Genomic DNA, 19799 nt, shown 5'->3' with positions numbered 1-19799 from the left:
AGTAATAAATTTTTGAAATATGATTTATAATAAAAATGTTAACTCTAGTCCGAAATAAATTGGGATCTCCCGGTCATTTAAAACAATTGTTTCATTCGTTCTTTTAGATTTATATTTTGGATTGTGCATGGTAAGATTGTTAGCAAAAAAGGAGAATTTGGCTTTTGACCCAATTTCGCTGGTCACTTTCAGGTTTAACTGGTAGTGTACAGGTTGTTTTTCCGTATTAAAATACTGGTCATTGTATTTAGTCAAATAATAATCATATTCATATGCCAGGATTTCCTCTTTGGGTATCTCTGTTCGAACACCGTCTTTACTAATTAATGCAATCGGCGCTTTTACCAAATATTCATCGCCGGAAGGGTTTGTGTACTCCCAGGGTTGTGCGCCCCCCAAAAAATATTTCGTAGTATTTTTCCAGATAACCTGCAGAGTAGTTGTAAAAATCAGCCCGAGTTTTGGAATATGCGTAATTCCAATAAAATTTGTATTAAAGCGTTGGCGTTCGGTACCGTTCCCCGAAGGATAGACTGCCACATAAGGCAATTGTGTTGCTCCGTTACCATAAGGCAATAAATAACTTTCAGAGCCGCTATAGTTCTTAGTATATAAATAACCACCGTTAATATTTAACGAGGTTTTTATGTATTTCAACTCACCAAAATCAAGCCGATACTCCACCCCTTTTTTAATCATTACCTGGTTGTTTCGCGGACTTGAATAACTTGCAATAAACGTATCGACTTCTGTCGGGTTTGAAAAATCAACAATGGGTTGTTCTCCTTGATTAAAAATGATGTTGGGATCGGAAATATCCCAGAAATTAAACCTCAAAAATTCGGTTTGGTTCGTAAAATTTAAACCGTTGGTCGATTTCTCAGAATAGCCGGTAACATGAAAGTTGAAATTTTTTATTCTGCCTTCAAATCCGGCCTCAAATTTTGTCACATTTATGGGATCAACATTGTCATATTCTGTATCTAAAACCCTTGTGCTCACCAGCAATAAACGTTCATCGGGATTTTCTGCAAAGTAATTAAAGCTGTTTAGGTCGAAATAAGCTTTGTCCGGATAGAGGTAACCAATTGTGGGAGATTTTGACTGGATGCCATATCCACCAAAAACAGATAGATCTTTATCGGCCGAACGCATAAAATTGTACTTGACATTCACACGCGGTTCAACGGATGTTTTTATTTCACTTGTAAATAATCCATCCGGCTGATAATTGTTGTACCGGACACCAGCCTGGATAAATAACATACTTTTAGTGGTAACCGGAAGGGATAAATTATCTTCCAGAAACAAAGAATATTGCGTTAAAGCCGGAATTTCGTTGTAAGGTCTGGGTCGTGTTGCACTACTTCCACTTGCACGTGGAGGTTTTAATTCGTCGAAAATTTTCCCTTCACCATTATTGCCATTCGATTTATAATCGAAACCGTATGTTATACGGTTTAAGATATGATCCTTTTGAAAGACTGCATCGGCCACAATCTTTGCATAAACATCGAAAGGCCGGCCTTTGATGGTCATTTCCGAATAATACTCTGAGGCCGCATAAACACCTTCCATTAAAGTATCGGTACGGGCATTGGAAATGGGTTGAATGTATCCGAGTGTTACAATATCTTTGGAATAGGTTTCCTGTTTCCGGAGGTTTGTACTGAAATTATAATTCAGGTTCGAAATCAACTTCTTTTTAAGCGCCCATTTTCCAAACAAATTCAGTTTGTAGCCATACTCCGAAGCCTTATATTCCTCGTCGGAAGTAAGAAGGTCGGGATCGGTTTTTTCGGAATCAATGGTTTGGGTATATTTCCCTTTCACATTCAATGAAAAAGGCGTAGTAGCTTTCATAAACGTATTGGAATACCCTAATTGTCCGGACACCCGATCGAAACCTTTATAGGGAGTTATTTTGTCATCGATGGAACTGGTATAATCAATATCGAAATTAATTGCGCCCCGGTTCTTTTGCAGCCTGTAACCCTTTCCCAGGTAAACTTTTTTTATGTTAGGGTTTATCGTAACTTTTGCATTTATCGGAGTAGCACCCGATTTAGTCCTGACAATTACTGCTCCGGAGGTCATATCGCCATAGGCCACCGACGCAATGCCACGAATAACCTCTACCGATTCAATGTTATCGGTTGAAATTTGCCGGACATCCAGCCCGTACCTAATATTGTCTCTCGACTGCAATTCGGCATTGTTACTTACAGGTGCCCCATCAACAATAATGGCGGTTCCCAAAGAACTATTCTCATCATAATAACCATCATCATCCTCTATATCACGTATCGAAATCCTGGCCGGACCTGAAAGGTCGGGATTGGAACTGATTTGTCCCGGAAGAAGTTGCATAACATCTTTTAAAGAAGAAGGCTGCAAGTGTTCGATTGCCGTTTCACGGATGTTTGATGAACTTCCCAGTCCACTTTTTTCTTCGGCTAAAACATTTATATTTTCAAGTTGAATGCTGTTTTCATTCAATGAAATATCCAGTGTATAATCTTTGCTTTCGGTGAATGCAAATTTCTTTTCAAATTGTTCCATTCCAAGGCAGGAAGTAGTAATGGTATATTCTCCTCCGACCGGGATGTTATCAATTTTGTAAACCCCTTTGTCGTTTGCTACTGCCCATAAATTTAACTCGGGAATTACGACTGCACACCCCACTACATCTTCGTTGGTATTTGCATTTGTAATGTGTCCTAACAAACAGGAAGTCAGTTCTTTTTGGGAATAAGCCTTAAGCTGAAATAGATTCAGTATTATCAGTAAAGGAAATATCCGACGGAATAGCTTACTCCTTAAAGTGCTATAAAATTTATTTGCCACTGGTAATTGTTTTTATTTATATTGTTGAAACAAAGCGATAAAAAGCTGAATATTTATTGATAAACTTTTAACCTGCTGATTGTCCTTTTTGCTTCATTTTTTATGTCCGTTGAAAAATGTTCGGCGGCAATAAGCTCATTGCATTTTTCAATTATCAAATCATTGTATACCGAATTCACATACCATCCCAGGGCTTCAATCAAAGCAATTTTTAAACTGTCTTCGATATCTTCGTCCAGCAGGATAAGATAATCCGGGATCATATAGTGATAATGGTAATTTCGCAGGGTGGTAATATTCAACATCTTATACCTTGGTACTCCCTCTTCATCTTTAATATAATCAAACTCTTCTACTACCCCCTTCTGCTGCCTGTTGACACGTTTCAACAGTTCATCTTTCAATTCAGATGAATTGGACATGTACGAATATTTTAACGCGATCTCGGGCAACTGAACTTTGACTTCCTCCGGATCCATAAAATCGAGCGATCCGTAAGCATTGGTCATTGTTCTTTTCGAATATTTATCGTTAAAAATGGAATTTAAAAGCGGACCTACCATTTGGTTATCACCGGTATCTCCAATCATACTTGCCGCAATTCGCCTGATGTATTCATAAGGATCTTCAATGGCTTTTTTAAGTACGTCTTTAAAATTGGTATCGTTGTACTTGTACAATTGTTTCAGGCATTCCATCCTTACAACAAAGGAATTCGAATTCAGATAGATTTGCTTAAGCTGCGAAGCAAATTCCTGATCATCTGGGCTAAAAAGATTGCTGATAGCGAGGCATTGTAAATCAGGGTATTCGGATTGAATCAACTCCCGCCACACTTCCTCATTTTCATTTCCGGCCAGAATAACCTGGTTGTAGTTCAAATCGCTGCCCGACTTAAAATAATAAGTAGGATCTCCAATCAGGTGTGTTTCCAGCGTATTGATCTGCTTTGCCCAGTTTCCAACTCTGACTCCCAGTCCCAAAAGCCCCAACATTTCATCGGGCCATTTATCCTGAAGTGCATTCACAGTATTTGCATGGGCAACCATGGTTGAGCCGCTTCCAAAGACATATTCTCCCGCAATGTATCTTTCCTGGTGAAATGAACCGTTAAAACAGGCGTCGAACATAATAAATTTAGCTTCGGGCTTAATGTTATAAATGTCATCGAGATAAATGTCCATGTTGTAATTGTAAAGGGAATCTCTCTCTTCCATTTCTCTTGTAAAAGTTCCGTCGAACCAATCTTCAGGTACATCGTAGGTATCCATATACCGTTGTTTGGTTTCTTCAAGATCATTTCCTCTGCGTTTGGCATCACGGAGTTTACTCCGCAAATACATTTTTACATTTTCAATAGACAAGGGAACACTTGAAACATCCGGTGTTCCGCTAATTAACTGAAGGTCGTCTGCACCGTGTTCATGCAACAAAGCAATGTCCAGTTCAGGATCCTGTAAACGGTTCAGAAGAAAAGGTTTCATAAATTCATCCATTCCAAACTCCAGAAATTCAATTCTTCCCTGCGGAGTATAAAGTTTTGGGAACTGCTCCCGCAGGGCAATTTTTTCTCCGGTCCAGGCATTCATGTCTTCACTGTTGTAACCATGCCCCGTAAAACTCATCATAAAGTCGAGTTCGGTATTTCTAACCGCAACCACTTTTTCCAAATATTGCCGGATGAGATCATATTTATTTTCGCCTTCTTTTATGCTGGGTTTTATTCTTCCCGAGTAAATATCAGAGTGAATATATTGCGGAGAATCTGCCGAAAGGTTGTAATAATAATTATTGGTACGTATACTATCCTTTTCAATAAAATCAAATACCAGATCAAAATCATCGTAAAACCGGTCGGAAGGAACAGCCGCAATGTGAAGCGGATACCTCTCCTGATTTCTTTTATATGCAGTAGTAAGATGTTGGGCATTCATTATGTGGGGAATAGGCACATCACCAATAAACACAGCCCCTTCCAATTTAGGCTCCCCGTCGTATAAAGATTTGAGCTCTTTTCTTATGTCGTCCGCCGTCTCCCATTCATCGTTCAGTATAACTACATTCATTCCTTCGCCTTCCAGCATATTTTTATAAGCCTGCAAGGATGGTTCAACCTGATCATACGTTTCCTGATCGATAACAATTGCAAAACTGGATTTTAATGTCTGAGTCGACTCCAGGCTATCCTGACAAGAATAAATTATAAAAACGAACAACAAAGCTGAAATTATCCTTCCCCTGTATTTTAAAACATTTATCATACCTCTGTAATAATTATTAAAGACTACAAAAATACAGGAAATAAGAGCCTGAAACATCCCCTGTTATTGGGATATCGTAAAAAGGACGGATTTACGCCAGTGTGTTATTTTAATAATAAACAGACAAGCAAAAACACTAAAACACTTCCAACCAAACACTTAATATGTATACAAATGAAATCAAATTCACATCCAAAAGATGAACAACTAAAATTAAAACAGTGGAATTCCGTTATATGATTTTGTCAAATAGATAACAAACTTCATATAATTATATCAAAAAGAAATTCTTCCCCTCGAAAAAATAACGACAAATCACCAATAATGGGGAGTTAGAAAATTAATGCATCGAAAACAGCCTCAGTATAGATCCCCGGTTGGATGAAAAAGCTGCTTCTATTCAATCAATCCGTTTTTCAAAGCAAACATTACAAGGTTAGGGGTATTTTTAACTCCGGTTTTCTGAATAAGATTTCTTCTGTGCCCGTCAACCGTATGGGTACTTATGAAAAGTTTCTCCGCAATTTCATTATTACTGTCTCCGTCACAAATTAGCTTTAGCACTTCTTTTTCTCTTTCTGATAAATGAACCTGAACCAAAGGCTGCCCAACACTCTTTGTTTTTAGATTTAAATACCCCAGAAATTCTTTTGCAAAATAAGCTTCGCCGTTAAGTACATTTTTTATTGCTTTTTCCAGTTCCGGAATGTCTGTATTTTTCATTAGAAAACCATCGGCGCCTGCATCGCCCATCTTGTTAAAATATTCAATTTCTCCAAACATGGTAAGAGCAATGATTTTTACAGATGGATACTTTTGTTTGATGGTACGGGTTAAATCAATTCCGCTGTAATCGGGTAGTTTTATATCCATAAAAATCAAATCCGGCTGACTTATTTTTAATCCCTGCAACAATGATCCACCATCGGGAAAAGATCCTGTTATATTAAAGTTTGGAATACCATTTATTATTACTTCCATTCCCGTTCGAAAAATCTGGTGGTCATCAACAATGGCTATTTGTACATTTTTATTCATAGCTGTACATCAAATTACTAATGTTTATATTTATTGCCCAATTGTTAAGATAAAGGTCAAAATTAACCGGCTGAATGAAACAGCAGAAACATTATTCTAATTTCTTTTTATCAAGCCATATCTTAACAAGAACCCCTTCCTCGCTCTCAAAATGTATATTTCCACCAATATATTTTACCCGGTTGAATATATTTGTCAACCCAAGTTTGGTGGAGCTTTCTGATAAATTTTCTTTATCCATATAAAATCCTTTTCCATTATCTGAGTAGTTTATATGAAAAAAGTCTTTTTCAAAGTACATCGATATATAAATCTTATTTGCTCCTGAATGCTTAACTGTATTGTTCAACAATTCTTTCAAAACCCAAAAAAGCATTGTTTCAACTTTGCGATTAAAATTAGAAGAATAATCTTTTGATGAATAATCAATCTTAATATTTGTTACTTGCTGAATCTGGTCACAAAATGATTTCACCGCTACATCCAAACCAAAATCCGATAGTAAATTCGGCAAAAGATTATGTGCAACATTTTTTGCAGATAAAATTGCCTCCTCTATAATGTTTTCAGCATTGTTAATTAAATAAGTTCTTTTTTTATGGGAAACCAACGGATCTTTAAGTGCGTTAATAAACAGTTTTATGGTCGACAACAAAGGTCCCAAACTGTCGTGTAAATCCTGAGCCAGTCTTTTTCGTTCTGCTTCTTCGGTGTCAATAGAAACAGTCAACATTTTTCTTTCTACCCGTTGGAGATTATCCAAATTCTCTTTCAGCTTCACTCCCATATTTTCCAGTGATCTCGCCAGAATTCCGACTTCATCTTCATTTTCAATCTGTACTGTTACATTTAAATTGCCTGAAGCTATCTCCTCGGCAAATTTTACACTTTTTGCGAGCGGTACTGTTATCGAACTGGTAATGATGACGGAAAAAATAGTCGCTAAAATTAAAGCAATTACTAACCCTAAAACAAAAATCAATGTAAGGCGGTAAAAACCCAAATAATTTCTTTCAAATACGTCGCTCGACAAACGGATTCCGTCATCTCCCATTGCGCGTGCTTCATAAATAACCACATTGGCTGTTTCGGTTTGCCTTACTGAAAGTGCCTTATTTGCTTCCAGGTTTTTCTGTAAACTGTACAACTCATCTTGAAATGCCTTGTAATAATTCTTGAATTGTTGCATCGCTTCTATTTGATAAGCTTCAACAAAAAAAGTATCAACCGCCTCAATTAGATTAAAAATGTACTGAAATTCGTTGATCGTACTTTTTAAATGTTCAGTTTTTTTTGAAGAAATAGCCTCAAGAGCTGTAATCATACTACTATTTCCTTTTCGCACAAACAAATTTATCCGGCGAATTTCGCGGTGTTTCACTTCAAGGGTTTTGCGTGACACAGAATCATTTCGGATAAAAGTGTACATTAACATTTCCTCTTTCGATATTATATTTTCCGATTCTTCAGAAAGCTCCACTGATATTTCCTGTAGCACTTCCTTATTTCTTTGTAATTTTTCTTGTATTTCGGCTGTTTCATCAACAATTATGTCCAATTCATTTCGCCAATTTTTAATCCTCATAAGTCTCGATTTCAATTGCGAGAGTTCGGGCGACAAGTTTATAATCCGTTCGGTTTCTTCCAATGAATGGGAAAGTTCTGAAAGTGTGCTTTTACTTGTATTGTAATATTCGATGTCGTTGTAAGACATAAACCTCCATAAATAACTCATTGATTGATTGGTGAGTCGCTCGATCTTGTTGGTATTCTCAACCAAAGGGATGTATGCACTGGTGGTAAAAGAAAGTTCCTTTTTATAACGGTTTATTCCAATCCAGATAAAAAAGCCGGCAGCTAAGAATACCAAAATAATAAGAGAATAACTTATTACCAGTTTATGAACGATTAAAAGATTTTTCCACTTAATCATTAGTCTCCTCTAATTTTTTCTCCCTTCACTGAAAAAATAACAAAGTCTGTTTTCGTCTAAAAAAATGATGTCACTTGTCAAATCGAATTTGCTATTGTCTTCAATAAAAAATTGTATGAAGTAAAAATATAATAAAAAAGCACAGTTGAAGTTCAGAGGCGTATCTAAAAAATATTCGCATTAAAGATTAAATATTAAGATAATAAAAGAGATCCTACTTGTATCGATTTGTGTAATTATCCTTTGCAAATAGCTACTTATAAGAATAAAAATGGATCAGTCTTATCTTTTTGTTGGACTTGCAGTAGTTGCCTTTCTCCTGCTTTTTCTGATAATTATATTGATAAAGCAAAACCGGGCCGATGTATCGGAACCGGTGTTCCAAAGCCGGAGAAAAAACCGCGCCGGAAGGAAAAATATGGCTTCAGGAATCGCAGTCGGACTTGGAATAGGTGTAGCAATTGGCGTGTCGATGGATAACATCGCTATGGGAATTGCCATCGGAGTTGCGATTGGCTCTTCGCTGGGGTTGTCATTTGAAACGGCTGCCAGAAAAAAGGAAGCACAAAGCCGGTTTGGCAAAAATCAATCAATCACACATTCAGAAAGTTCAGGTAATAAAATCTTGCTTATTTTAATGGCTCTTATCCTGGGAGTTCTTTTTCTCGGACTAATGCTTTTTTTCAAATCAAAATAAAATGACGAGATTTATTTTATTCATTTCTGCAGCTGTGTTGTTTGGCTGCACTGAATCTTTTCAAAAACTCTCAGGCCCCTATCTGGGGCAGGAACTTCCGGATAAACAGCCCGAACTTTTTGCTCCTGGAATTATTAACACAGGCATTTCAGCACGTGATATTACTTTTACTCCCGACGGAAAAGAAATTTATTTTGGACTCAATATTGGAAATTCAGCTTACTCAACCATCTTTTACTGTAAGGAAACAGAGGAGGGATGGAGCAATCCGGAAGTTGTTCCTTTTGCCAGCGATCCCAGGTTTATTTTTATCGAACCTTTTATTTCTCCCGACGGGAAAAAACTGTTTTTTGTATCCAATAAAGGAAATGAATTTGACGAAACCAACCGTTTTATTACTGACATATGGGTGGCTGAACGCGCAAATGATTTCTGGGCCGAACCATACAAACTTGATTCGACAATAAATACCGAAAAGTCAGAGTTCTTCCCCTCTGTTTCTGAAAATGGTAATCTTTATTTCACGCGCGAAGACCCTAAAAACCAGCGTGGATTTATTTATAAATCGGAATTCAAAAACGGGAAATACCAAAACCATGAAAAGCTACCTGAACAAATTAATGCCGGAGTAGCCCGTTTCAACGCTACCATTGCAAAAGACGAAAGTTTTATTATTATCCCCGTTTTTGGAATGACTGATTCTTATGGTTCAACCGATTATTACATTAGCTTTTACGAAGCAGAAAAAGGCTGGAGTGAGCCGTTAAATATGGGTAAAAAAGTAAACACTTCAAGCAGGCTCGAATACTCCGCAAGTTTTTCGCCCGATGGCAACCATTTCTTTTTTATGTCAGCCCGTGTGGATTCTTCAATAAAAGAAAAACTTACATGGAATATATTTCAAAAGTTCCATAATTCACCTGAGAATGGAAATTCAAATATTTACTGGATGAAAGCAGACTTTATCCATGATTTAAAAGAAAAAGCTACATTTACAAAAAACGAATAAAATGAAAATTCTTGGAAACCTTATCTGGCTGATTTTTGGCGGTTTTGCCATTTTTATTGAATACATTGTAGCAGGTTTGTTGCTTTGTATTACCATTATTGGAATTCCTTTTGGATTACAATCATTTAAGCTGGGTATTCTGGCATTGTGGCCCTTCGGACAAAAGATTGAATATATGGATTACGCCCCCGGTTGCCTTTCAACCATTATGAATGTTCTTTGGCTTTTCATAGGTGGAATCTGGATTACCCTCACCCACTTCTTTTTTGGGATACTGTTAGGAATAACCATTATCGGAATTCCTTGGGCCAAACAACATTTTAAAATGGCATCACTCGCATTAACACCATTTGGAAGAAAAGTAATTTGAAAAATTCTTCCCGGGAATTTAATTATTGAGCTAATTTGAGCAATTTAACATGTTGTGTGTTATATTGTAAATTTAATAACTGCAACAATATTCCTTATGAAAAAAATTGCGCTTCCTCTCCTTGTTATTTTTACCCTTGTCTCATCCAGTGTGTTTTCCCAATCAGAGTCTCCGTTAAGCAGTAACCTTAAAATTACGGATGTTTTTGATATGGAATTTATCAGCGATCCACAAATATCGCCTGACGGTAACAAAATTATCTATGTCCGTAATTTTATGGATATCATGACGGATCAATACCACTCAAACCTCTGGATTATCAATAGAGACGGAAGCAATAACAGACCGCTGACACAGGGGAACCAATCGGATTACGCTCCCAAATGGTCGCACGACGGAAGTAAAATCGCTTTTCTTTCCAACCAACAGGACAAAAAAGTAAAGCTTTATGTGATGTATTTGGATACCAGGGAAATTGTTGCATTGACGAATACAAAATACGCACCCGGAGAAATTAACTGGTCGCCCGACGACTGGCAACTGGCTTTTACAAAATTTGTACCTGCAAAAAAAGATAACTTATTAAATATTCCGTCTAAGCCAGAGGGAGCAAAATGGAACGAACCGCCGGTTTATATCGATGATATAAATTACAGAGCCGATGGAAGAGGCTATTTAAAAAGTGGAAAAAAACAAATTTTCACCATTACCATGGACGGTGGAACTGCACGTCAGTGGACTTTTTCGGCACACAACCATTCGAGTCCGGTTTGGTCGGCAGATTCGAAGCAAATTTATTTCTCGGCCAATCTGCATAAAAACCATGAGCTGGAACCTTTGAATACAGAAATATATCAGCTTCATCTCGAAACCGGAGAAATAGTTGCACTGACCAGTCGATTTGGGCCGGATGATGCGCCTTCTGTTTCACCGGATGGCAAACAGATTGCTTATCTTGGTTTTGATGATTCATTTCAGGGTTACCAGGTAACCAATCTCTATGTAATGAAAGCTGACGGTTCCGGTTCGAAATTGTTGGCTCCCAAGCTGGATCGCGATATCAGCAATATCCACTGGAAAAATGATGGCAAAGGAATTTATTTTCAATATGCCGACAAGGGAGACGACAAAATTGGTTTTGTTGATTTGACAAACAGTAAAACAGAAACACTTGTGAACGGAATGGGAGGGCTTTCTCTTGGTCGTCCGTACAACGCCGGTTCATACAGTGTATCGAAAAATAACAGCTTTGCATTTACCATTGGCTCAACAGAACATCCGGCTGATTTGGGAATGTGGAAAGATGGAAAGAAAAGTCGTCTTACAAAATTAAATGACGATCTTTTCTCGTTTCGCAAAGTTGGAAACGTAGAAGAAATATGGTGGAATTCTTCTTTCGACAACAAAAAAATACAAGGATGGATTGTAACACCCCCCGATTTTGACCCCTCAAAAAAGTATCCGTTGATTCTGGAAATACACGGTGGTCCCTTTGCAATGTATGGAACATCATTCGCTGCCGAGATACAGTTATTTGCTGCTGCCGGTTATGTGGTACTTTATTCCAATCCGAGGGGAAGTACCGGCTATGGACAAGAATTTGGAAATGCCATTCACCACGATTACCCCAATCACGATTATGATGATTTAATGTCGGGAGTGGATGCTGTTATCGAAAAAGGGTTTATTGATAAAAACAATCTTTTTGTTACCGGCGGAAGTGGCGGTGGAATCTTAACGGCCTGGATTGTTGGAAAAACCGATCGGTTTAAAGCTGCCGTTTCAGCAAAACCAGTAATCAATTGGGTTAGTGAAGCACTGTATTCCGATATTCCTATTTGGGCAACTGACTACATGTTTGGAGGAAAACCCTGGGACGTTCCTGACGAATATTTTAGAAGGTCTCCGCTTTCGCTTGTGCCAAATGTAAAAACTCCTACCATGTTATTAACCGGTGAAAACGACCTCCGAACACCAATCGGGGAAGCTGAACAATTTTATACTGCCCTTAAACTTGAAGAAGTAGAAACAGCTTTGGTGCGCATTCCGGGAGCTTATCACGGAATAACAAGTAAACCGAGTGGTTTGGTTTATAAAGTTGCCTCTATTCTAAGTTGGTTTGATCATTATAAAAACAAAAAGTAAAAACATTACGGAAGTAGTATTATCTGCTTCTTCTCAAAAAAATTGCTTCAAATCCACTGCCGGAAACCGGGCTGCCCGGGATATGCGCAAGTCTTTAGAAAAATATAAGACTATCCTATTATTCTCTAGCTTTAGTTGCAAATTTCAATTTATGAACCGTTTTGTGCAAATAGCGAAATGACAGAACTCCTACAACGATATTAGCAATAAAACCGGCCCAGAAAACACCCGATATTCCTATAATTTTTGCGCCCACCCAAGCCAGCGGAGCGTACAATACAACCATTCTTACTATGGAAAAAATAGCCGACGGATAAGGTTTATTTATCCCGTTAAAACTACTCGCACTCAACATAAGTAAACCCTGAAATCCGTAACTGGAACCGACAATGTAGAAGTATTTTCTCGCAATATCAATCACCATCGGGTCATCAGTAAATACGGATGCAATTGGTTTTCCTAAAACAATAAACAATACAAATACCAACATTCCCCAAAGCATTGAAAACTTCATAGAATAATTAAGAGAATGGAAAATTCGTGCAAATTGATTTTTACTGATATTTTGTCCGATAAAAATAATAAGAACTGAACCCAACGAAACAATTACCATCAAAGCAAACATTTCAACACGTGATGCTACACCAAATGCAGCCACTGCTTCTTTCCCAAATCCGGCAATTATCTTGGTAATAAAACCAATTGAAACAGGCGTAATCAGCATTCCTATAGCAGCCGGCCCTGCGATATACAAAACATTTTTCCAGGTCTCCAATATCTCTTTTATTCTTCCAAACCTAACGGTAAGAAGGTTCTCTCTGCGAATAAGAACAAACAAAATAAAAACCAATCCAACGCTTCTTCCAATAACAGTTGCCAGCGCCGCCCCTTTTATTCCCATAGCCGGAATGGGACCAAAGCCAAAAATAAGCATTGGATCAAGAATAATATTTACAACAGCCGACGAAACCATTAACATTCCCGGCAGAAAGGTATCCCCGGTTGCCCTTACAATGTTATTTCCGATCATCGGAATAACAACAAAAGGAACACCAAAATACCACACGCCCATATAGTCTATTACATAATCGAGAATGGCATCACCTGCTCCCAACGAACTAAAAACCGGCCGCATGGTATTTAACCCGATAGTAACAAAAACAGCCACAACAATTACACCTAACAATACAGCGCGACTGGCCATACGTCTCACATTCCCGCGGCTTTCGCTGATAATATTTCGCGACACCAATGAACTTGTCCCAATTCCAATGCCCTGCGATAAACTGTTTACAAACATTACAATAGGGAAACTAAAACTCATCGCAGCTAGCTGATTCACGCCGAGTCTCCCTACAAAATAAGTATCAACCAAATTAAATATCACCATCCCCGTCATTCCAAATAACATGGGCCAGGTAAGTGTGTAAAGTTGCTTTTTTATATTGCCTTCAGTAAGATTTTTACTTCTCCTTCTCATTGGTGTTAAACTCCCCAAATGCTTTATTTGCGTTAGTAATCATTTTTCCTAAAAAGGAATAGATGGATTCAATCTCCTCCTTTGTAAATCCATCAAGCAAAATTTTGCTCCATTCAGAAAAACGTTCATAAAGTTCAGGTTGCAGTGCTTTGGTCTTTTCTGTAATAAATATTCTTCGTCCTCTGAAATCATTCTTATCGGGCTTTCGGATAACATAACCATTCTTCTCCAGAATATTTAGTTGTGAGGTTACTGAAGATTTGTCAAGATTTAAATAATGCCCCAATTCATTCTGGTTTAGCCCGTTATTTCTGCTAATAAAATGCAGGGTCAGTACTTGTGCATGCCCGATAGAATAATCTTTAAAACTATGTTTCAGGTATCGATGCGCAGCCCTCGACAAAAATCCGATATGCTTGCCGACCGACCTCCTGCTATTTTCTTCTTCAGAACCAAACATGTGGCAAAATTACCAAATTAGTTTGAATTCAAACTAATTTCATTTTATCCAAACATAAGTTTTAACAAAATGTTTATCCGCATAGTAAAGTTTCGAAACAAAACGCCATTCTAAACATAAGGGCAACTGCTTTGTTTTAAAAACATTGCACCGTCTGACAAAGAAGTAAAACACATAAGAAGTGAAAACAAAATTTATATTATTTATCATTTTATTCATTCTCATGTCTGCTTTCAAAACGAATTGTTCAGAACCAGCTTTATCCTTTCTGAATTCTTTAACCGGTGAACAGAAAGATAAACTACTGCACGCTTTCAATGATGATTCAAAAAGTGAATGGCACTATTTTCCCGCGACGATGTTTCCGCGGGCAGGAATTTCACTGGGAGAATTAAATCGGGACCAGAAACAATTATTTTTTGAATTCCTTCACTCTTCTCTCAGCGAAACCGGTTATTCCAAAACAAAACAAATCATTAGCCTTGAGGATGTGCTTGCTGAAATTTCAGGGAACTCGCATACCCGCGATCCGGAAAAATATTATATCGCATTTTACGGAAATCCGGAAAAGGACAGTTTGTGGTCCTGGTATTTTCAGGGGCACCATCTTTCGTTAAATTTTGCGGTTATAAATGGAAAAACAGAAATTGCACCTCGGTTTATGGGTGCTAATCCAGCTACTGTAAAAAGAGGAAAACGAAAAGGAACACGGACACTTTTTTTGGAAGAAGATTTGGGATTACAATTAATAAACTCCATTCAGGAAAAACAGAAAGCAATATTTAGTGAGCATCCGCCTTATGATATTGTTACCCGCAATGACGCAGAAGTGGAGCCCCTAAACCCGGTTGGAATTAAACTAAAAGAGCTAAAAAAAACCAACCAGGAATTGCTTTTGAATTTAATAAACGAATACCTGGCAATCCTTCCGGAAGAACTGGCAAAGGAACGAATGCAAAAGATACAAAGTGAAGAGCTGGGGGAAATCAGGTTTGGCTGGGCCGGAGGAACACAGTCCGGTAAACCTCATTATTACCGCGTTCAGGGAAAAACATTTTTAATTGAGTTTGACAATACACAAAATAACGCCAACCATATTCATTCGGTGTGGCGGGATTTTGACGGAGATTTCGGCCGTAATCTAATCAGGGAACATTACCAACATTCTCATCATCATTAAAACAAAACTGGCAGCAATGAAAAAATCTACGCTTTTTATCCTTTTTACACTCACATGTATAGTTTTAGGTACCGCTCAAAATGCCCAAAAAAACGATAAAGAACATGTAACAACAATTAATGCCTTAATTCAAAAATACACCTATTCAAGAGAAAACAAAGACACGAGTTTACTACAAAGTATTCTGACCGCAGATGTAGATCAACTGGTATCATCAGGAGAATGGAGAATTGGTGTTGACATGGCAACAAAAGGGATGATGCAAAGTTCGGGCGGCAATCCCGGAGAAAGAACGGTTGCAATTGACAAAATACGATTTTTAAACTCAGAGAGCGCCATCGTTGATACCCGTTATGAAATCAGGAATACTGACGGCACAAAACGAAAAATGTGGAGTACGTTTATTGTTGTTTTTGAGAATAACACCTGGAAAATTACTGCAATAAGAAATATGCTTCCGGCAAAATAGGCAACTACTTCATTTTTATTATGATAATTTTAATTGATAAGTAAACATCTTTCTATATTTAAAGTTTATATCGGTATAAAATTCAACTTATGAAAAGCAACAATTTCCTGGTCAACAGAATTCTTCCTTTGTTTATTTTTATGTGCAGCGTAATTGTGTTATCAGCGCAATCGTACGATACAAGCTACGAAAACAAAATAAAGGAATATACCACAGATGAGCGCTTTCTCCCTCCAATGCTGGCAAAGATGCCTTTACAAAAAGGGATTCCGTCACCGCTTGATCATTTTGGTTCTATCATCGGTGCGCCGGGCGTCATGCATCATTCCGAAGAAATCTACGGATATTTCAGAAAACTTTCGGAAGTGTCATCCAAAGTAAAGATGGAACAGATAGCAACCAGTGAGGAAGGAAGGCCGATAAATCTGATTACAATTTCAAGTGAAAAAAACATAAAAAAACTGAAGCGTTATAAAGATATAATGGCCAGGCTTGCAGATCCAAGAAACACCGATAGCAAAACAGCTGAAAAACTTATAAAAGAAGGAAAAACCATTTATTTTTTAAATGGCGCCATGCATTCGGGAGAAATGGGTTCTCCTGAAGCACTGATGGAACTGAGCTATCGTCTTATAGCAGATAAATCGGAAGACTACAGCAATATTCTTGAAAATTGTATTGTGCTTATAAATCCTGTTTCAGAACCCGATGGCCGCGACAAACAGGTGGACTGGTACTACCGTTATACCAAAGACAGAAAGGAATACGATGATGGTTTTAGAAGAGTTGCACCCTACTGGGGTAAATATGTTTACCACGATAATAATCGGGACGGATTACAGATTTCGCAGGAAATAACAAAAGCTATTTTTAAAATCTATTTTGATTGGCATCCGAATGTAATGCTCGATTTACACGAATCGGTTCCTTTACTTTACATTTCAACCGGAACTGGGCCATACAACGAGAATATTGATCCGATCACAGTAGGTGAATGGCAAACCATTGCCAATCATGAATTAACAATTTTTTCAGCCCAGGGATTACCGGGTGTTTTTGAATGGGCTTTTTACGACGGATGGTGGCCGGGCTACGGAATATGGGTGGCCAATAACCATAATTCTGTCGGACGTTTTTTTGAAACTTTCGGAAATGCAGGCGCGAACACCTATTTACGCGATATTTCGAAAGCTAAATTTGCGGGCGATCTGGTCACTTCGCGCGAGTGGTATCGACCGGATCCATCAACAGGAAAATTGTACTGGTCGGCCCGAAACAATATCAACTACACCGAAACCGGTGTTCTGGCTTCGCTACAATACGCTGCAAACAATAAAAACATGCTGCTCCGGAATTTCTATCAAAAAAGTGTAAACGGGACCAACTTCTCGAAAATCAATGAAACAAAGATGTTTGTGATTCCTGAGAAACAGCGCGATCCGGTTATGGCTGCCTATTTGGTCAATCAGCTCCGCAGACAGGGAATAGAAGTTCACAAAGTAAACAATTTGAAAAGAGAATATGTAGTTCTGCTTGATCAGCCATACAGTCGTTTTGCCTATGATTTGCTTACCGAACAAAAATACCGTGCCGATGCAAAATTTCCGCCTTATGATGCAATTGCCTGGACTTTAGGTTATATGTACGGTGTGGATCTTCAAAAATCTGATTCATTGAAATACTCAACAGATGAACTTTCGCTGTTGAACAAAAATATCGTTTATTCAGGAAAAGTTACGGGTGATGGTTCTGATTTTATTATAAATTATAAAGCCCAGGCTCCGGTGCTTTCCGGTCTTTATGCCGCCGCAAATCAATACAATGATTTTGAATCCGAAATTCTGGATTCTGTGACTATTGCCGGAACAGATACTTTACAGACCGGTTCTTTAATTTTGAAAGGACTCACCTCAAAACAGGCAAATGACTGGGCTGAAAAGTATGGCATCGATCTTCTTGCAAAAAATATAACCGGCGAAAATTCGAGAGGTATTCAGCTTCCCAAGATTGCCGTTTTCCACAGCTGGACAAATACACAGGCTGAAGGTTGGGTCCGCTTTACCATGGAACAAAAAGGGATTCCTTTCACTTCAATAGACAAAGATGACTTAAAAAATGGGAAATTAAAAAGTCGTTTCGATGTTATTATTATTCCACACCAGGGAGGTGATTTATCTTATTTTGTAAATGGGTTGGACGACCGGTTTGGTCCAATGCCCTACACAAAAACAGCAGAATTCCCTTCACACGGATACCCTGATTCGACGGAAGATATGACAGGCGGCCCCGGACTTGACGGGCTAAATAACCTAAAAACATTTGTAAGAGATGGTGGAATTTTGGTACCGCTGGCAAATTCTGCAGCCATTATCGCCGACGCAGGAATAGGAAAGGAAGTGAGCAGCTTTTCACCCGGTGGCTTGTTTCACCCGGGGTCGATTGTAAGCGCAAAAGCCCGAAATGCAAAAAGCCCGATTTTATATGGTTACCCGGATATTTTCCACCTTTTTAAAGGGAATGGGAAACTTTTAGCTACCGAAAAATATGATCGCGATTTAATGGTGCTTCAATACGGAACAAAACCGCTAAAAGATGAAGTGGAATATACAGGTAAAATATTGGGGCAAAAAAAGATGGAAGAAAAAGAACTGAATAAAACGAAAACTGAAAAAAGTGATACAACTGAGGTAAAAAAAGAGAAAGAGCCAAAGTATGTTTTATCGGGAATGGTAAAAAATGAAGACGCTATTGTCGGCCAGGGCGCTATTTTTAATGTCCCACTCGGAAAAGGAAATGTTGTGTTTTTTACTTTTAATCCGCTAAACCGATATTTAAATCATCACGATTCATCACTACTCTGGAACGTGTTAATCAACTGGGATCATTTGTAAAATAAATTACCTCTGCCGGAATGACACGCATAAGACGAAAGGGATTTGTATTCTTTCATTTAGTTTATTTTCCATTAAAAGCAACTTTCTCAAAACACAAAACGTCTGGTAAAAAAGACCAAATGAAATCAAAAACTTCGTTTTCACTTTTTATTGCTATTCTGCTTTTGGGGTGCGGAAAAGAAATAGATTTCAACAGAAATCTTTCGGATTCCGAGGGGCTGAGTTTGTATTGGGATCATCAGATTTTTGGTGAACAGGGAAGAGGATTTATTTTTGAATTCTATGAAGCACAGCGTCTGGAAAACCAATACGAACTGGTTTTTGACATAAAAGTTGACAACCGAAGAAAAAACATTGATATTTACCTCCGTGATAAAATAGATGAAGGGAAATGCCCATATTTTCCAACTCCAGACCAAACAGATAACCTGTGTATATCAAGCGGAGATTTCTTTATTCCAGAAGATCAATTAAAGGAGGGTGAGTACACATTCTTGGTTAAAACGGCAGATTTTACTATTCAATCTACCTTTTCAGTCAGTAAAGACCAGGTGAAACTAAGTATTCCGGAAAACGATTATTTCTCTTGTTCGATAGAAAATGTATATCCAACTCCCAAAAATTTGTTATACGGTAATGTAATTTTTAACGGTGAAGAAAATACGCAATATGCTGAAGCATTTTTCGCAAAATTAAAATCATTTGGTTTGAACGACACAATTGTCTCAAACTCGCCGTTTAATTTACCAGTCGATGATTCGGGTAAACCAGAGGACCGGCACTGGGACACGGACAAACACAGCCTCGCATTTCTTTACTCTTTAAACTCGGGTTTTCAATCTGTTGTGGATATATCCAAACAATTCTTTGATAATTACGACTTAAATATTTACCTGTTTACAACTAACGGTGACCAGGCGAGCCTGAGTAAGGCACATGGTATAACGGTGTTTTACGCAAAATAGAAATAATGTAAAACAACCTCCGGTATCATTCGATTTCAAAATTTCGGATTG

Annotated in this window: 14 protein-coding genes; 8 read left to right on the top strand and 6 right to left on the bottom strand. The window is 38.0% G+C overall.

What is annotated here, in order from left to right; translation table 11 throughout:
- Positions 1-24: 24 nt before the first annotated feature.
- From K5G00_RS02450 to K5G00_RS02435, 4 genes are all read right to left on the bottom strand, one after another.
- Positions 25-2847, bottom strand: a complete 2823-nt coding sequence (locus tag K5G00_RS02450) for a TonB-dependent receptor (RefSeq protein ID WP_238764035.1) — start codon at positions 2845-2847, stop codon at positions 25-27.
- Positions 2848-2900: 53 nt separating this feature from the next.
- Positions 2901-5165, bottom strand: a complete 2265-nt coding sequence (locus K5G00_RS02445) for a HEAT repeat domain-containing protein (RefSeq protein ID WP_238764034.1) — start codon at positions 5163-5165, stop codon at positions 2901-2903.
- A 339-nt stretch (positions 5166-5504) separates the two neighbouring features.
- Positions 5505-6146 carry a response regulator gene (locus K5G00_RS02440; protein ID WP_238764033.1) on the bottom strand — a complete coding sequence of 214 codons (642 nt, stop codon included), beginning with the start codon at positions 6144-6146 and terminating at the stop codon, positions 5505-5507.
- A 91-nt stretch (positions 6147-6237) separates the two neighbouring features.
- Positions 6238-8079 (bottom strand): sensor histidine kinase, encoded by a 1842-nt coding sequence (locus K5G00_RS02435; RefSeq protein WP_238764032.1) that lies wholly within the window; start codon positions 8077-8079, stop codon positions 6238-6240.
- Between the two features lie 271 nt (positions 8080-8350).
- On the opposite strand from K5G00_RS02435, the gene K5G00_RS02430 reads away from it, so the two are divergent.
- The 4 genes from K5G00_RS02430 to K5G00_RS02415 all read left to right on the top strand — a co-directional run bounded on the left by K5G00_RS02430 (position 8351) and on the right by K5G00_RS02415 (position 12300).
- On the top strand, positions 8351-8776 hold the full coding sequence (locus K5G00_RS02430; protein ID WP_238764031.1) for a hypothetical protein: 426 nt from the start codon (positions 8351-8353) through the stop codon (positions 8774-8776).
- A gap of 1 nt (position 8777) precedes the next feature.
- On the top strand, positions 8778-9785 hold the full coding sequence (locus K5G00_RS02425; RefSeq protein ID WP_238764030.1) for a TolB-like translocation protein: 1008 nt from the start codon (positions 8778-8780) through the stop codon (positions 9783-9785).
- Between the two features lies 1 nt (position 9786).
- Positions 9787-10155 carry a YccF domain-containing protein gene (locus K5G00_RS02420; protein WP_238764027.1) on the top strand — a complete coding sequence of 123 codons (369 nt, stop codon included), beginning with the start codon at positions 9787-9789 and terminating at the stop codon, positions 10153-10155.
- A 96-nt stretch (positions 10156-10251) separates the two neighbouring features.
- Positions 10252-12300, top strand: a complete 2049-nt coding sequence (locus tag K5G00_RS02415) for a S9 family peptidase (protein WP_238764025.1) — start codon at positions 10252-10254, stop codon at positions 12298-12300.
- Positions 12301-12418: 118 nt separating this feature from the next.
- Here K5G00_RS02415 and K5G00_RS02410 read toward each other — a convergent pair whose 3' ends face one another.
- Together K5G00_RS02410 and K5G00_RS02405 are read right to left on the bottom strand one after the other, a co-directional pair.
- The gene (locus tag K5G00_RS02410) at positions 12419-13780 is read right to left on the bottom strand and encodes an MATE family efflux transporter (protein WP_238764023.1); all 1362 of its coding nucleotides are present in this window, start codon (positions 13778-13780) and stop codon (positions 12419-12421) included.
- A complete protein-coding gene (locus tag K5G00_RS02405; protein ID WP_238764022.1) occupies positions 13764-14240 on the bottom strand; it encodes a MarR family winged helix-turn-helix transcriptional regulator in 477 nt (158 codons plus the stop codon). The genes K5G00_RS02410 and K5G00_RS02405 overlap by 17 nt, the downstream gene beginning before the upstream one ends.
- A 181-nt stretch (positions 14241-14421) precedes the next feature.
- Here K5G00_RS02405 and K5G00_RS02400 point away from each other — a divergent pair, with 181 nt between their 5' ends.
- From K5G00_RS02400 to K5G00_RS02385, 4 genes are all read left to right on the top strand, one after another.
- Positions 14422-15420 (top strand): DUF3500 domain-containing protein, encoded by a 999-nt coding sequence (locus tag K5G00_RS02400; protein WP_238764020.1) that lies wholly within the window; start codon positions 14422-14424, stop codon positions 15418-15420.
- A gap of 16 nt (positions 15421-15436) precedes the next feature.
- A complete protein-coding gene (locus tag K5G00_RS02395; RefSeq protein ID WP_238764018.1) occupies positions 15437-15889 on the top strand; it encodes a DUF4440 domain-containing protein in 453 nt (150 codons plus the stop codon).
- A gap of 89 nt (positions 15890-15978) precedes the next feature.
- The gene (locus K5G00_RS02390; protein WP_238764016.1) at positions 15979-18780 is read left to right on the top strand and encodes a M14 family zinc carboxypeptidase; all 2802 of its coding nucleotides are present in this window, start codon (positions 15979-15981) and stop codon (positions 18778-18780) included.
- A 122-nt stretch (positions 18781-18902) separates the two neighbouring features.
- The gene (locus K5G00_RS02385; protein WP_238764015.1) at positions 18903-19748 is read left to right on the top strand and encodes a hypothetical protein; all 846 of its coding nucleotides are present in this window, start codon (positions 18903-18905) and stop codon (positions 19746-19748) included.
- Positions 19749-19799 lie beyond the last annotated feature (51 nt).

The sequence above is a fragment of the Maribellus maritimus genome (assembly GCF_022267315.1).
Classification (GTDB): Bacteria; Bacteroidota; Bacteroidia; order Bacteroidales; family Prolixibacteraceae; genus Draconibacterium; species Draconibacterium maritimum.
This window is presented reverse-complemented; position numbering and strand designations above follow the sequence as displayed.

Coding starts and splice junctions, on each gene's coding strand:
- K5G00_RS02395 (WP_238764018.1), top strand. CDS start 15,437: ATGAAAAAATCTACGCTTTTTATCCTTTTTACACTCACATGTATAGTT.
- K5G00_RS02430 (WP_238764031.1), top strand. CDS start 8,351: ATGGATCAGTCTTATCTTTTTGTTGGACTTGCAGTAGTTGCCTTTCTC.
- K5G00_RS02420 (WP_238764027.1), top strand. CDS start 9,787: ATGAAAATTCTTGGAAACCTTATCTGGCTGATTTTTGGCGGTTTTGCC.
- K5G00_RS02410 (WP_238764023.1), bottom strand. CDS start 13,780: ATGAGAAGGAGAAGTAAAAATCTTACTGAAGGCAATATAAAAAAGCAA.
- K5G00_RS02440 (WP_238764033.1), bottom strand. CDS start 6,146: ATGAATAAAAATGTACAAATAGCCATTGTTGATGACCACCAGATTTTT.
- K5G00_RS02415 (WP_238764025.1), top strand. CDS start 10,252: ATGAAAAAAATTGCGCTTCCTCTCCTTGTTATTTTTACCCTTGTCTCA.
- K5G00_RS02390 (WP_238764016.1), top strand. CDS start 15,979: ATGAAAAGCAACAATTTCCTGGTCAACAGAATTCTTCCTTTGTTTATT.
- K5G00_RS02435 (WP_238764032.1), bottom strand. CDS start 8,079: ATGATTAAGTGGAAAAATCTTTTAATCGTTCATAAACTGGTAATAAGT.
- K5G00_RS02425 (WP_238764030.1), top strand. CDS start 8,778: ATGACGAGATTTATTTTATTCATTTCTGCAGCTGTGTTGTTTGGCTGC.
- K5G00_RS02385 (WP_238764015.1), top strand. CDS start 18,903: ATGAAATCAAAAACTTCGTTTTCACTTTTTATTGCTATTCTGCTTTTG.
- K5G00_RS02405 (WP_238764022.1), bottom strand. CDS start 14,240: ATGTTTGGTTCTGAAGAAGAAAATAGCAGGAGGTCGGTCGGCAAGCAT.
- K5G00_RS02445 (WP_238764034.1), bottom strand. CDS start 5,165: ATGTTTCAGGCTCTTATTTCCTGTATTTTTGTAGTCTTTAATAATTAT.